The following is a 15,278-nucleotide window of genomic DNA, read 5'->3' on the forward strand; positions in this document are numbered from 1 at the left end:
CAATTAATGGCTATAACTTCCACTGGCGATAATACGGGTTTCGCTCTCAAGATCGCGTTCTATTTCTGTTTCACTTTCTTGTATGTAGCGACTCATATCATCCTGTTCAGCATCAGATGGCGCAGGTTCTGAATCAATATCATAAGGTTCCGTCGCATAATGCGAGATGCCGCAGGCAGTCGCCTGATTTGGCAGGGCATGACGCGAAATCGGGATATACATGGCGCCTTCACAGCCTTGTGCAGACAACAAACCCGTATGACGATCTAGCCAATGCCATTCGATTTCATTCGGCTGTGGCAGATTCACCGGTTTCTGGCGCAACTGTTTCATGACATTGGTCCAAACGGGCAGGGCACCCGATGAACCGGTCAAGCCAGTGACTTTGTTGTCATCCAGACCGAGCCAGACCACGGTCATATAATTACCTGAATATCCGGCAAACCATGAGTCACGGCTGTCATTCGTGGTACCGGACTTACCGGCAAGATTCAGACTGCGTGGCAAGCTGTTATAGGCTGCACGGCCTGTACCATTCGACATGACCTGTTGTAAGCCATAATTCAGGGCATAAGCGGAAGCAGGATCAATGGTCGGTTGTACACTCAGGCTATAACGATCCAGAGAGCGGCCGTTGGCATCCACCACAGAGCGGATGGCTTTGGTTGGATATTTAAAGCCGCCTGTAGCAAAGTTGCCGTAAATGTTCATCACTTCCATCGGGGACATATCTACCGCACCCAAGTAAATCGACGGATAAGATGGAATATCTGAAGTTACACCAAATTTTTTCAGATGATTAATAAAGGTAGACAGGCCAAATTCTTGTGCTAAACGCACAGTGGACAGGTTATAAGATTGCGATAATGCCTGCGACATTGGAATGACACCATGTCCACGACCACTATAGTTTTTCGGTGTCCAGGTTTTGCCGTCACTTTTGATGCTGATTTCACTGTCTTCAATCGGGCTCGCCCAGTGATAACGGTTTGATTCCAGTGCACTCAGGTAGATCACAGGCTTTAACAGGGATCCGACTTGACGTTTGGCATCGACTGCACGGTTAAAGCCGGTAAAATCTTGAGTAGAACCCACTGCGGCCACCAGTTCGCCATTTTCCGGATGCGATACTAATACTGCGCCCTGTAAATCTTTCAGGCGACCCGGATTGGATTTGCTTAAACGCGCCACCGTTTCTTTAAAACTGTCCTGAATTCGGGTTTGGGCCAGAGGGTCTAAAGTGGTGAAAATGCGCAGACCCTGATTGGTCAGATCGGTTTCCTGATAATCTGTGCGTAATTGACGACGTACGATATCCAGAAAATCCGGGAAGCGGGCAGGGCCTAAAGTCGGTTTTGAAATGACATTTAACGGACGTGCGGTTTCTTTTTCATATTGTTCCTGAGTCAGATAGCCCATCACCAGCATATTATTCAGGACGATATCACGGCGTTTTTTCGCACTTTCAGGATTGCGCCATGGATTGTATAGACTCGGGCCTTGGACTAAACCCACCAAAAATGCTTGCTGGGAAATATTCAGTTCACGCAGTGGCAGGCCAAAATAAAACTGCGATGCCAGACCATAACCATTAATGGAGTAGTTACCATTCTGGCCGAGATTTACCTCATTCAGATAAGCTTCTAGAATTTCATTCTTGTCATAATGCAATTCAATCAGCATCGCCATAAAGGCTTCATTCACTTTACGTTTTAAGGTGCGCTCAGGGGTTAAATAGAAATTTTTGACCAGCTGCTGGGTCAAGGTTGAGCCACCCTGACGTTTACCACCGGTAATATTGCTGACTACGGCACGTGCAATACCACGCGGTGAAACCCCATGATGCTCATAGAACTTACGGTCTTCGGTCGCGATCAGCGCTTCGATCAAGGGCTTAGGCACTTTATTTAGCTTGATCAGCACACGGTCTTCGTTATGCTGCGGATAAATCCCGCCAATTAATAAAGGTTCTAAACGCGCAATCCCGCTTGAAGACGGTTTGGTTGCGCTGACTTCTGCAATCTGTTCACCGCTGAAACTGACTTTTAATATTTGTTCCGGTTCAACCCGGTCACCAAAATCAAAGCCGCGTGTATGCACATACAGGGTATTACCCGTGGTGACAAAGTTGCCTGATTTGGTATAACTATCCGAATTTTTATAACCGAGTAATTTTAATTCTTGTTGGAAATCCTGCAGGCTGACTGGGGCATTCACGTACACTTCCATCGGACGTGCGAAGACCTTGGCCGGAATATCCCAGCGCTGACCTTCAAACTTGTCGCGTACAATATTGTCTAATCTAATCAAATAGATACTAAATGCTACAAAGATAGAAATGACAATAATAGAAAAAATTAAGGCAAGAAACCCCATGCCACGTTCAGATTTCATAAATACTTATAAGATCCTGTGAAATTGTGCTAATCATGCGAAGCTTTTCATTATTTTGCAATATTTAATCAAGAAATGCGCTTAAAATTAAAATGAAACCCCACAATTTCTCCTTAATTCGAATATATTTCAAATAATTTCCTACCTATGAAGCACTGTTATAAATTGTCATCCAGGTATAGCTTAATGTTATGATAAGCAGGATTCGTAGCGGAGCGACGACACTGGTGCAAATTTCCCATAAGACCTTTCGAAATATCGGGTTAATAGGACGTCCTGATAAATCGTCGGTGGTTGAAACCTTATGCCTTATTCACGATCATCTTCTTAATTTAGGCCTACACCCAGTTTTTGATGCAGCGACAGCTGAACTTGTTCCCTATCAAAATACCCAAACCGTCAGTCGTGCCTTATTGGGTGAGGTGGTGGATCTGGTGATTGTCGTGGGCGGTGACGGCTCGCTATTACATGCAGCACGCGCCTTGGTCAAGTACAATACCCCGGTGATCGGGGTTAACCGTGGTCGTCTAGGGTTTTTAACGGATATCAAGCCGACCGAAGTGATCTTCAAGCTGGATCAGGTATTAAAAGGTGACTTTCAGACTGAGCGACGTTTTTTACTCGAAGTTGAAATTCGCTCCAAAGGTGAAGTGATTTACGATGCCATTGCCCTGAATGATGTGGTGCTACATTCAGGGAAATCGGTGCATATGATCGATTTTGAACTGAATATTGATGGACAATATGTCTATCGTCAGCACAGTGATGGCCTGATAGTCTCTACACCGACTGGTTCTACAGCTTATGCACTCTCTGGTGGCGGCCCGATCGTACATCCAAGTATGGATGCGATTGCCTTGGTACCGATGCATCCGCATACCTTGTCTTCACGCCCGATTGTGGTCGGTGGACATAGTGAAATTAAATTACTGATTCGTGAAAATCGCGTACTGCCGATGGTTAGTGCGGATGGACAACACAGTGTGTCTTTGAATGTGGGTGATAGCGTCCATATTCGCAAGCATCCCTTTAAACTGAATCTTCTGCATCCACCGGGTTATGACTTTTATAATGCCTGTCGAACCAAACTGGGGTGGAATCAGGACTTTGATTATTTTAAGCAGGATTAAATCATGAATATTGAACAAATGCTTGCCGTACTCAATCCTGAGATTGTTGAACGCCTAAGAACAGCAGTCGAAATTGGAAAGTGGCCAAACGGTGTAGCCTTGACACCAGAACAACGTCAGACCTGTATGCAGGCAGTGTATGCCTGGGAAATGAAAAACCTGCCTGAAAATGAGCGCAGCGGTTATATCGATCGCGGTACTAAAGAAGAGGGTGAAGAGTGTGATGATGATCATCACAAGAATGAACTTGAATTCAAGCCGATTCGTTTTGTTTAAGGCTTAATTCCCAGCCAATAGCAATACAATTAAAAAAAGCATTGTTCATTCACTGAACAATGCTTTTTTCTTTTGCACAAGATTAAACCGTGTGGCGATTCGCCCATAAGATTTTGGCTTTTTGCATCGCAGCTTCAAAGCTGTCACACACGCCCATGGTATATAGCGCAATGCCCATAGTTTCTATCACTGCAATCTCGCCATAATCATGGCTTTGCTGACCGTCCCAGACAGCCTTAAATAGCGCCAGATCCAGTTCTTCTTCAATTGGACTGCGGTTGTCAGTGAGCTTTGGCAATTCATGCTCATAGAGCAGGCCATCTTTAATGCCGCAGATGAGCGTTTTGGCATCCGGATTACGCTCGAATTCGCCCCCTTCACCTTTAATCACGGCACTATTTTTATAGCCTAAGCGGGAAGCTGCTTGCTGATGCGAACCACGATACGCTGGATGGAAAATTGCTTGCAGAGTCGCTTTGGCATTAAACGGGTTAATTAAACGAGCCAAAGTATGAATCGGGGAGCGTAAGCCCATGACATTACGCAGCGCAATCAAGTCCGCAAGAATCGGAGAAATCACTTCTAGCGGAATATAGGCAAAATGCTGTTGTTGCAGTTGCTGTTCAACCTCGGCATCATTTTGACAGATTGGATAGCCTAAGTAAGTCAGCACCTGTTCGGTGTAAACACGGTTCATGGTATGGCCTGAGGCACCATGCATCACAATATTATAACCATGCTTGGCCAGCGTCAGCGCTGCCAGAATAAACCATGGATAATGTTTGCGCTTGCCCGCATAGGACGACCAATCCAGATCGACATCCAGTTTTTTGAAACTCAGCTGGTCACGTGTCGCCTGTACGAAACCGGCCAACTCATCTACAGATTCTTCCTTGACCCGCAATAACATCAAGAATGCACCTAACTGCACATCCAGCACTTCATTTTTCAAAATCATACTGAAGGCTTGATAGGCTTCATCATAGCTGAGGGAGCGGGCGCCATTTTTCCCTTTACCCACAATGCGTACATATTGGGCAAAGGGATGTTCGAAATCTTTATAGATATTTCTTTTGGTATTCATAACTTTTTACAGCTTGCAGAAAATATTAATGTCAAGGGAGAGGGTGAAAATCCATAAACCTTTCAGTATACGTAAAACAATCAGTTAAATCTGATTATCGACTAATGTCTAATCCAATATTGATTAAAAAGCAAACAAGCGCATAATAAGTTATGCACATTTAGTATGAATATTCGGTAAAATTTAGGCAATTTTTAGAGTCTGTTTAATTTTTCTTAATCTCTTTCTCCCATTTAATACTTTGGTCTGATACTGAGTGTCAGATTCAATGCATGGCTGATTATCATTTTGAACATTCTCTTGAGCCTTTTGATATTTGATCCGGTTCACCCTGAGAAGGGATGAAGAGGTCAGTATATTTCTCAAAATGGTCTTTCTTATTTTTGATATCGTTCAAGTAGATTTATTATGGCGAAACAACCAATTTATAAGTCACTGTATTTTCAAGTGATTGTGGCCATTATCGCAGGTATTCTGGTCGGGCATTTTTCGCCTAGTGGTACGCAAATTGTCAATGGCGTAGAACAACATGTCCCTGGCTTGGGCGAACAGCTTAAACCGCTTGGTGATGCATTTATCCGTCTGATTAAAATGATCATCGCACCTGTGATTTTCTGTACCGTAGTGAGCGGTATTGCGGGTATGGAAAGCATGAAATCAGTGGGTAAAACTGGTGGTGTTGCTTTACTTTACTTCGAGATCGTATCTACGATTGCTTTGGTCATCGGTCTGGTCGTGATTAACATCGTGAAGCCTGGTGTGGGCATGAACGTTGATCCTGCTTCACTGGATACCAGTGGCATCAGTAAATATGTTGCTTCAGGTGAGTCACAATCGACTATCGACTTCCTGATGAACATTATTCCAAATACGGTTGTGGGCGCATTTGCAGAAGGCGAAATCCTGCAAGTTCTATTGTTCGCGATTATCTTTGGTTTTGCGCTGCATAAGCTAGGTGATCAAGGCAAGCCAGTCCTGAAACTCATTGACCAGATTTCACATGTATTCTTCAACATCGTGAATATGGTGATGAAACTTGCTCCAATTGGTGCATTTGGTGCAATGGCGTTTACAATTGGTAAATATGGTATTGGTTCTCTTGCTCAGCTGGCACAGTTGATCATTTGTTTCTATGTTACCTGCGTACTGTTTATTTTCATCGTATTGGGCTCAATTGCGCGTTTCGCAGGGTTCAGCATCATGAAGATGATCCGCCTGATTCGCGAAGAACTTCTGATTGTACTGGGGACGTCATCTTCAGAATCAGTACTGCCACGTATGTTGAAGAAACTGGAACTTGCCGGTGCTGAAAAATCAGTGGTAGGCCTGGTAATTCCAACTGGTTATTCATTTAACCTGGATGGTACGTCGATTTACTTGACGATGGCTGCGATCTTCATTGCACAAGCGACCAATACACAACTTGATTTGTCTCATCAAATTACGCTGCTTCTGGTACTTCTGATCTCATCTAAGGGTGCGGCAGGCGTGACTGGTTCAGGCTTTATTGTGATGGCGGCAACCTTGGCTGCTGTAGGGAATATTCCTGTGGCAGGTCTGGCGTTGATTCTCGGTATTGACCGTTTCATGTCTGAAGCTCGTGCCTTGACCAATCTGGTTGGTAACTCTTTGGCGACTTTAGTGGTTGCGAAATGGGTTGGCCAGTTAGATATGGACAAGTTGAACTACGCTTTAGCGAATCCAGCAGAAATTGATGAAAAAATGGCGCAAGAAGGCAATAACGCTCACTAAGTTTGAGTCTGTCTTTCGTGTCTAAAAGGGAAGCTTCGGCTTCCCTTTTTTATTGACTGTGAAGTTAGTAAAAAGATGAATGCCGGCACATGACAGGGAGCAGGAAAGTCGATAGTCTGTGAAAAGGAAACTAAAATGATAAACAACAAGGACAATAGAATGCTTGCCTACGATGCCGATCTAGAATTATTCCGCGATAATTTTAAACGCTTTATGAACGAACATGTCGCACCGTACTACGACCAGTGGGAACGTGAAGGTCTGATGCCGCGTTCAGTCTGGAATGCACTCGGTGAAAATGGCTTCTTGTGTGTCGATGTTCCAGAAGAATATGGTGGCTATGGGGTGCCGACCGATTATTCCTTGATGCTGATCGAAGAATCTGCACGTGCCGGATACAGTGCGATTGCCACAGGTCTGTCTTGTCATTCCGATATTGCAGCACCGTATATCCTGCATATCGGTACCGAAGAACAGAAAAAATACTGGTTACCAAAAATGGTCACCGGTGAAGTGGTCGGTGCGATCGGCATGACTGAACCGGGTGCTGGTTCAGATTTGCAAGCTATGCGCACCAGTGCCATCTTGCATGATGAACATTATCTGTTAAATGGCTCAAAAACCTTCATTTCCAATGGTCAGCATGCTGACTTAGTGGTGCTTGCCGTCAAAACCGATCCGCAAGCCCGTGCCAAAGGCGTTTCATTGTTGCTGGTCGATACCCATCTGGAAGGCTTTAAAAAAGGCACCAATTTGGACAAGATTGGTCTGCATGCTCAGGATACGTCTGAACTGTTCTTCGACAATGTCAAAGTGCCAAAGGAGCAATTACTGGGTCAGCCGGGACAGGGATTTGCTTACCTGATGCAGGAATTGCCGCGTGAGCGTACCGCCATTGCTGCCACCGCTCTAGGCGCCATTCGTGGATCTATTGATGTGACCACACAGTATGTGAAAGAGCGTCAGGCTTTTGGTCAGGCGATCGGTCAATTCCAGAATACCCGTTTTGTGCTTGCGCAAGCGAAAATTGATGAATTGGCGACCGCAGCATTTTATAACCAGAATCTTGAGCTTTATATGCAAGGGAAACTGGATGTAGAAACTGCAGCGGCATTGAAGAGCTTTTCTACCGATATGCAGATGAAAATCGCGGACAATCTCCTGCAATTATTTGGGGGTTATGGCTATATGACTGAATATCCAATTTCACGTTTCTTCGTTGATGCGCGGATCCAGCGGATTTATGGGGGTACCAATGAAATCATGAAGGAGATTGTGGCCCGCGGTCTGTTAGGGCGTTAATAGCTCAACCATAAAAAAGAGTCCCGAAGGACTCTTTTTTATAGGGGAGAACATGGCCAAGATGGGAAATATTTTTTAAGACTTTATGATTTTAAAACATCCAAACATTCATGAATAAAAATGGGTAAATCATTGGGTAGGCGCGATGAAATCAACTGATTATTGTCATTCACCAGTTCTGCATCATAATACGTTCCACCGGCACGTTGTACGCGACTGGCATGCGCGCGAATACTGGTAATAATTCGATTTTTCAGCACATCTGCTTCACACAGTAATAATGATGCATCACATAAACTAAAGATGGTTTTCTTGGCTTGATTAAAAGCCTGGATAAATTGCAGCACCCGCATATCGGTAGATAAAGAAACTGCAGATTCACCGCCAGGAATCAGCAAGGCATCAAAATCATCAATACTGATTTGTTCGATGTCCCGGTCAATCGTCACTGCAGAACAGCCATGCAGACCATAGACCACTTTTCCTGCATTAAACTCAATATTACAGATGATATGCTTTGCTTCCAGCAAGGCCGCAACGGGTTCAAGATATTCCTGATCTTCAAAATTATTCGTCAAAAGTACAGCTATTCTTTTTGGCATGACTGACACCCAAACGCTTGTTTTAAGTTAGACTATCTATGATTGGTTAAAAAATCGTCTCTGCTTTGTAATTGAGTAGTGATTTAATGTAAAAAAATAAGTGAAATCAAAGAGAAGTCGATAAAAATGGGGTTGCAGAGTGTGCATTTTATTGTGAAATCTATCTTAGATATGAATGGTTCAAAAATGACGTTTGCAAAGCAATTATTTTAATTTTCTTATGTTTAAAACCGCTATATAGATTAAGAAATAGTGATATTTCATCTTCCTTAAAATCAGTTAATATGGACAGGCAAAGTTTACAATTTAATAATGTAAATCAAGCAGAAAAGCTGAAGTAAATGTTACCAGATATGACTAAAAGCGATAAACGGTTAAAATCAACTGTATGTTTTTAAGACTTAATCTACCAATGCAATATTGCGTAACATTTGAAAGCTCACTATTGTTATACTGAACAGATAAGGTTTATGAAGGGCGACAGAACAATGATCAACGACGATCAAAATACCACGACTTCTCTTGATTTGGCAAAAATTCGTGAAGATATCGATTCTGTTGATCAGCAAATTCAGCAATTGATTAACCGCCGGGCACGTTTGGCTGAAGCTGTGGCAAAAGCAAAGTTTGCTTCAGAAGAGAATCCGCTGTTTTACCGTCCAGAACGTGAAGCTCAGGTTTTGCGTAATGTCATGGAACGTAATGAAGGGCCATTGTCTGATACCACCATGGCACGTCTGTTCCGTGAAATCATGTCGGCCTGTCTGGCACTCGAAGCGCCGCAAAGCATTGCTTTCCTTGGCCCAGTCGGGACTTATACCCATTCTGCGGTACTCAAGCACTTTGGTCATGATGCTGTGGTTCGTCCTTTACCGACCATTGATGAAGTTTTCCGTGACGTGGAAGCGGGCAGTGCCCATTATGGTCTGGTGCCGGTAGAAAATTCCTCTGAAGGCGTGGTTAACCATACTTTGGACTGTTTTAAAACATCGAACCTGAATGTGATTGGCGAAGTTGAATTACCGATTCACCATCAGTTCCTGATTTCTGAAAATACCCGTAAAGACAGCATCAAACAGATTTATGCGCATCAGCAGACTTTGGCACAGTGCCGTAAGTGGCTGGATGCGCATTATCCAGGCGTGGAACGTGTCGCTTTAAGCTCCAACGCAGAAGCAGCGCGCCGTATTCGTAATGAATGGCATTCTGCCGCGATTGCCTCTGAAATTGCTGCGAGCATTTATGATCTCGAAATCATGCATAGCAATATCGAGGATAATCCGGAAAATACCACACGCTTCCTGGTGATTGGCCGTGAAAAAGTGCCACAAAGCGGTAATGACAAGACTTCATTACTGATTTCAGCACATGATCGTGCCGGGGCTTTGCTGGAAATTCTGGCGCCATTTGCCAAGCATAATATCAGTCTGACCAGCATTGAAACCCGTCCTGCACTTCCTGAAAAATGGGCTTATGTGTTCTTCATTGATCTTGAAGGCCATATTGAGCAGGAACACGTGAAAGCAGCCATTGAAGAAATTCGTCCTTTGGTCAAAGAAGTTCGCGTACTCGGTTCATATCCTGCAGCTGTACTTTAAGTCAGCTATCCGTGGTCAGGGCGAGGGTGCTGACCACTGTTTTATACCTAAAATTGGAAGTCTAAAATGTCGTTTGTTCCAGCTAATTCAGGCATCTCAAAATTAAAGCCATATCAACCGGGTAAGCCGATCAGTGAACTTGAGCGCGAGTTGGGTCTTACTGATATCGTTAAACTGGCTTCAAATGAAAACCCGCTGGGTTGTTCAGATAAAGTCAAAGAAGCGGTCGCTGCGGAAATTGCTGAAATTGGCCGTTATCCAGATGGTGGTGGTTTTATCCTGAAAGATCAGATCAAAACCCAGTTTGGTTTTAATCATGATCAGATTACCTTGGGGAATGGTTCAAACGACTTACTGGAAATGTTTGCCCGTGCATTCGTTTCAGAAAATGATTCGGTGGTGTATAGCCAGCATGCTTTTGCGGTTTATGCATTGGTAACTCAAGCCATTAATGCGCAAGCGATTGAAGTACCAGCTAAAGGCTTCTCGCATGACTTGGAAGCAATGGCGGCTGCCATTCAGGACAACACCAAACTCGTTTTCATTGCAAACCCGAATAATCCGACGGGAACCTGGTTCGAAGAAGCTGAATTTGAAGCTTTCATGCAAAAAGTTCCTGCTAATGTCATCGTGGTTCTGGATGAAGCCTATGTGGAATATTTCCCGGAAAACTTCAACAGCTTGAAATTCCTTGCGCAATATCCAAACCTGATCGTTAGCCGTACTTTGTCGAAGTGTTATGGTTTGGCTGCACTACGTGTTGGTTTTGCTCTGGCTTCAGTTGAAGTGACAGATTACCTGAACCGTATTCGTCAACCATTTAATGTCAACCATCTTGCGATGGTGGCTGCGGTGGCTGCACTGAAAGATGAAGATTTTATCGCGCGTTCTCGTGAAGTGAATAAAGCCGGTATGGCGCAACTTGAGGCTGGCTTTAAGGCTTTGGGTCTTAACTATGTACCTTCACGTGCCAACTTTATTCTGGTAGATGTACAAGCAGACCCATCAGCAACCTTCAATGGTTTGCTTAAGCAAGGGGTGATTGTGCGTCCGGTCGGTATTTCTAATCACATTCGTGTATCGATTGGTACTGAAGCAGAAAATGCGAAATTCTTAAGCGCATTGGCTAAAGTACTCGGTTTAGAGGCAAAAGCTTAAACCATGTCGCAGCCACTGTTTGAAAAAGTTGCATTTATCGGGCTTGGACTGATTGGTTCAAGTCTGGCGCGTGTCATTCGAGCTGAGCATTTGGCCAATGACATTGTTGCATCGACACGTTCACAAAAGACTTTGGAAGATGCTAAATCTCTTGGCCTGATTTCCGAAGGCTATGCAGATCCTGTGGAAGCGGTCAAAGGTGCTGATCTGGTAGTGCTTGCATTACCGGTGCGTGCCACGCAAAAGGTGCTGGAAGCCATCAAGCCTTATTTATCTGCCAATACCATTATCACTGATGTCGGTAGTACTAAAGGCAATGTAGTCGATGCAGCGAAAGCAGTCTTTGGCGATGCACTACCTGAAGGTTTTGTACCGGGCCATCCGATTGCAGGTGCAGAACATACTGGTGTACATGCAGGAAAAGTCGATTTATTTGCCAATCATAAGGTGATTTTGACGCCACTGCCAAGTAGTGCAGGCTGGGCCGTCGATAAACTGATTCAGCTGTGGCAAGCGGCGAAAGCCGAAGTGATTTGTATGGATGTCGACAAGCACGATGAAGTGCTAGCGCATACCAGTCATCTTCCGCATCTCATGGCCTTTAACCTGGTTGAGCAACTGGCCAAGCGTGAAGACAATTTAGATATATTTCGTTATGCTGCCGGTGGCTTCCGGGATTTCTCGCGAATTGCCGCCAGCGATCCACAAATGTGGCATGACATCTTTTTTGCCAACAAAAAAGCAGTTCTGAATGCTGTTGATGGCTTTGAACAGCAGCTCGCGATTATCCGCAAATTGATTGAAGATGAAGATTCCCACGCATTGATGGGCTTATTGGGTCATGCGCAGGCAGCTCGCCAGCATTTCAACCATATGCTCGCCAAGAAACCTTTCATGGAGAAAAATAAAGTGACACAACAATTTACCATTCAGCCGGGTGCCAAGAAATTTCAGGGTAAATTTACCGTGCCAGGTGACAAATCTGTGTCACATCGCTCGATCATGTTTGGTGCGATTGCAGAAGGTACCACACATGTGACCGGCTTTTTGGAAGGTGAGGATGCTCTAGCGACACTGCAAGCTTTCCGTGATATGGGTGTGAGCATTGAAGGCCCTAAAAATGGTGAAGTGACCATTTATGGTGTTGGCATGCATGGCCTTAAAGCGCCACAGTCTGCCATTTATATGGGCAACTCGGGCACTTCAATGCGTTTGTTGTCGGGTATGCTGGCTGCACAAAAATTTGATTCAGTCATGACTGGTGACGCATCTTTATCCAAGCGTCCAATGGAGCGTATTGCCAAGCCTTTACGTGAAATGGGTGCGCAAATTCAGACCACAGGTGAACGCGGTACACCACCTGTATCCATCACCGGCAATCAAAACCTTAAAGGGATTCAGTACGATTTGCCAATGGCCTCTGCTCAGGTGAAATCAGGGATTCTACTTGCAGGTCTATGGGCGGAAGGTGAAACTTCGGTGACTGAACCAGAACCAACACGCGACCATACTGAACGTATGCTGCGTGCATTTGGTTATGAAGTGAAAACAGAAGGCAACCGAATTTCCCTGCAAGGTGGCGGCAAGTTAGTGGGTACCAACATTCAAGTGCCTTCAGATATTTCTTCAGCAGCCTTCTTTATGGTGGGTGCGGCCATTACTGAAAATTCGGACGTCACCCTTGAAGCGGTAGGCATTAACCCGACCCGTACTGGTGTGATTGAAATCCTCAAGCAAATGGGTGCGGACATTACAGTTGAAAACGAGCGTATTGCGGGCGGTGAACCGATTGCAGATATTCGTATTCGTGGTACACGTACCTTAAAAGGTATTCATATGCCGGAAGATCAGGTGCCATTGGCAATTGATGAATTCCCGGCGTTATTCATTGCAGCTGCATGTGCTGAAGGTCAGACGATTCTGACCGGCGCTGCCGAGCTTCGCGTGAAGGAATCGGATCGTATTCAGGTCATGGCAGATGGTCTTCAAACCATGGGCATCGACTGTACCCCAACTGAAGATGGCATCATCATTGAAGGTAAGGGTAAGTCCGGTGACTGGTCGCCAATCTTTAGCGGTGGTGAAATTGAATCACATCATGATCACCGTATCGCGATGAGTTTTTCGATTGCCGGTTTGCGTAATTCGGAGCAGATCAAGATTGTCGGTACTGAAACGGTCGCAACCAGTTTCCCGACCTTCACGGAATTGACCTCAATCGCAGGATTGCCAATTCAAGTGTCAGAATAATTTTTAAAATTATGTGAAACAGCCAAGCTTTTGCTTGGCTGTTTTGTTTATATTGCTTATGCTAAACCCATATAAGAAAAAAGCCATTTGGAAGTAGCGATGCGAAAATTAAAATTCATGGCCAATACCCAGAGCCAAACACCACGGGATGGTCAAGAAACCCAGGAATATGTAGCACATTTACTTGCTGAAAAATTAGGCAAATACGGTTTTCAGACCTTAAGCCAAAGTGGAGCTCAGGTTGCTGTCAGCGTGGAAGAACATGCGCTGCCTTTATCGGTGAGTTGCGAAACCAGAGATGAACAAGGGCATCTGGTCTGTGAAATTGCCTCATATCCTGAAGAAGAGCAGGACTGGCTGGATCGTATCACTGAAAGAAGTTTGCTTAATCAGCTTGCACAAGCAGTGGAAACCTCTCTAAAAGAGCAGGAAAGCTTTAGCGAGTTTGAATGGAAGAGCTAATTCAACAGAATCAATCAGCTTTGCCTACACTGCAAAGTCAACGCTTGATCCTGAATTGTTTTAAATCAGCCGATGCCGAAGAAGCTTATGCTTCAATTACGCCGAGTTTGACACGTTTTATGGCGTGGGATGCACCAGAATCTGAAAAGGAATTTGCAACAGTCTGGAAAAATTGGCTGGAAAATATGACCGATCATAAAGAATATGTATTTGTTATCCGTCATATTGAAACACAAGAATTTATTGGACTATGTGGTTTGCATCGACTTTATGATGAAATACCTGAAGTTGGTATCTGGATTCGTGAAACTGCACATGGTCATCATTATGGACATGAGGCAGTGCATTGTGTTGTGGCCTATGCTTTCAATACACTAGGGATTCAAGTCTTAAGCTACCCGGTAGCAGAAGAAAACTGGGCTAGCCGTAAAATTGCAGAACGCTTGGTCGGAAAAATTATCCGTTACATCGATAAGCCTAAATATCGGGCTGTGATGTATGAAATTTTTGCAGAAGATTTTGTCTTTTAATAAAAAAACCCATCATCTGATGGGTTTTTTTATTTAGCCGAGCGCTAAATATCGGGTCATTGCGATCCGCAATTGCTTTAAATAGCCGGTAAAGAAATGGTTGGCACCAGGTAATACGGTCACTAAATGGCGTTGTGGTTTTGCCCATTCAATCATATCTGAGAGCAAAGTCACTTCATCGGCTTCACCATGAATGAACAGGATGTCGCCTTTAATTGCAGGCGTAACATAATGGCGAATACCAGCCACTGTTGCAGTTGGCAGACCGCATAAAATGGTTTGCTTTGGTTGCAGTTCTACGGGTAAGGCTGCATAGCTTTTTGCCATGACATGCGCACCAAAACTAAAACCACCTGCATAAAAAGGCAGGGCAATATGCTGGTTGCGAGCGAACCGAATGACTTCTAATACATCATCCGTTTCACCGAAGCCCTCGTCGTGTATACCTTCACTTTGACCAGAACCACGGAAACTTGGACGATACACAATACAGCCACGTTCCAGATACATTTGTGCCAGTAAAACCGGAACCTTATGTTGTGGTGTACCGCCTTGCAATGGATGGGGGTGACAAACTACCGCGAATCCTTTCACTTCACCCTGAGGATAATCCACAAAAACTTCAATCTGACCCGCAGGCCCTTGAAGAAAAATTTGCTCGGGCATATAAAAACCGATGATTAACAGGAGAATCGTGCATTTTAACGATTATGGTGAATAAAAACATGAATTGGAATTAA

Annotated in this window: 13 protein-coding genes; 9 read left to right on the plus strand and 4 right to left on the minus strand. The window is 44.4% G+C overall.

Annotation, left to right across the window (positions count from 1 at the left end):
- Positions 1-3: 3 nt before the first annotated feature.
- A complete protein-coding gene (gene mrcB, locus ACO1B7_RS12165; RefSeq protein ID WP_129716499.1) occupies positions 4-2,394 on the minus strand; it encodes a penicillin-binding protein 1B in 2,391 nt (796 codons plus the stop codon).
- Between the two features lie 191 nt (positions 2,395-2,585).
- Between mrcB and ACO1B7_RS12170 the strand changes: the two genes are divergently transcribed.
- Together ACO1B7_RS12170 and ACO1B7_RS12175 are read left to right on the plus strand one after the other, a co-directional pair.
- On the plus strand, positions 2,586-3,524 hold the full coding sequence (locus ACO1B7_RS12170; protein ID WP_004645573.1) for an NAD(+) kinase: 939 nt from the start codon (positions 2,586-2,588) through the stop codon (positions 3,522-3,524).
- A 3-nt stretch (positions 3,525-3,527) separates the two neighbouring features.
- A complete protein-coding gene (locus ACO1B7_RS12175) occupies positions 3,528-3,800 on the plus strand; it encodes a YeaC family protein (protein ID WP_129716501.1) in 273 nt (90 codons plus the stop codon).
- Positions 3,801-3,882: 82 nt separating this feature from the next.
- Here the strand turns inward: ACO1B7_RS12175 and ACO1B7_RS12180 are convergent, their stop codons facing one another.
- On the minus strand, positions 3,883-4,884 hold the full coding sequence (locus ACO1B7_RS12180) for a glycosyl transferase family protein (RefSeq protein WP_129716503.1): 1,002 nt from the start codon (positions 4,882-4,884) through the stop codon (positions 3,883-3,885).
- 408 nt (positions 4,885-5,292) lie between these two features.
- On the opposite strand from ACO1B7_RS12180, the gene ACO1B7_RS12185 reads away from it, so the two are divergent.
- Positions 5,293-6,636 (plus strand): dicarboxylate/amino acid:cation symporter, encoded by a 1,344-nt coding sequence (locus tag ACO1B7_RS12185; protein WP_016806607.1) that lies wholly within the window; start codon positions 5,293-5,295, stop codon positions 6,634-6,636.
- Positions 6,637-6,795: 159 nt separating this feature from the next.
- Positions 6,796-7,938, plus strand: coding sequence for an acyl-CoA dehydrogenase family protein (locus ACO1B7_RS12190; protein WP_005106494.1), 1,143 nt, complete (start codon positions 6,796-6,798; stop codon positions 7,936-7,938).
- An 83-nt stretch (positions 7,939-8,021) separates the two neighbouring features.
- On the opposite strand, the gene ACO1B7_RS12195 is transcribed toward ACO1B7_RS12190, so the two are convergent.
- A complete protein-coding gene (locus tag ACO1B7_RS12195; protein WP_129716505.1) occupies positions 8,022-8,540 on the minus strand; it encodes a DJ-1/PfpI family protein in 519 nt (172 codons plus the stop codon).
- A gap of 488 nt (positions 8,541-9,028) precedes the next feature.
- On the opposite strand from ACO1B7_RS12195, the gene pheA reads away from it, so the two are divergent.
- The 5 genes from pheA (at position 9,029) to ACO1B7_RS12220 (ending at position 14,538) form a co-directional block, all read left to right on the plus strand.
- Positions 9,029-10,138, plus strand: coding sequence for a prephenate dehydratase (pheA, locus tag ACO1B7_RS12200; protein ID WP_004645570.1), 1,110 nt, complete (start codon positions 9,029-9,031; stop codon positions 10,136-10,138).
- Positions 10,139-10,204: 66 nt separating this feature from the next.
- The gene (gene hisC, locus ACO1B7_RS12205; RefSeq protein ID WP_004645569.1) at positions 10,205-11,296 is read left to right on the plus strand and encodes a histidinol-phosphate transaminase; all 1,092 of its coding nucleotides are present in this window, start codon (positions 10,205-10,207) and stop codon (positions 11,294-11,296) included.
- 3 nt (positions 11,297-11,299) lie between these two features.
- Complete coding sequence (locus tag ACO1B7_RS12210) at positions 11,300-13,546, plus strand: bifunctional prephenate dehydrogenase/3-phosphoshikimate 1-carboxyvinyltransferase (RefSeq protein WP_129716507.1); 2,247 nt, start codon at positions 11,300-11,302, stop codon at positions 13,544-13,546.
- Positions 13,547-13,645: 99 nt separating this feature from the next.
- Entirely contained in the window at positions 13,646-14,008 is a 363-nt protein-coding gene (locus tag ACO1B7_RS12215) for a hypothetical protein (protein WP_071851704.1), read from the plus strand.
- A complete protein-coding gene (locus ACO1B7_RS12220; RefSeq protein WP_129716509.1) occupies positions 13,996-14,538 on the plus strand; it encodes a GNAT family N-acetyltransferase in 543 nt (180 codons plus the stop codon). The genes ACO1B7_RS12215 and ACO1B7_RS12220 overlap by 13 nt, the downstream gene beginning before the upstream one ends.
- 33 nt (positions 14,539-14,571) lie before the next feature.
- On the opposite strand, the gene ACO1B7_RS12225 is transcribed toward ACO1B7_RS12220, so the two are convergent.
- Entirely contained in the window at positions 14,572-15,204 is a 633-nt protein-coding gene (locus tag ACO1B7_RS12225; RefSeq protein WP_004645565.1) for an alpha/beta hydrolase, read from the minus strand.
- Between the last annotated feature and the right edge of the window lie 74 nt (positions 15,205-15,278).

The organism is Acinetobacter lwoffii, from assembly GCF_049367455.1.
Taxonomy (GTDB): domain Bacteria; phylum Pseudomonadota; class Gammaproteobacteria; order Pseudomonadales; family Moraxellaceae; genus Acinetobacter; species Acinetobacter lwoffii_W.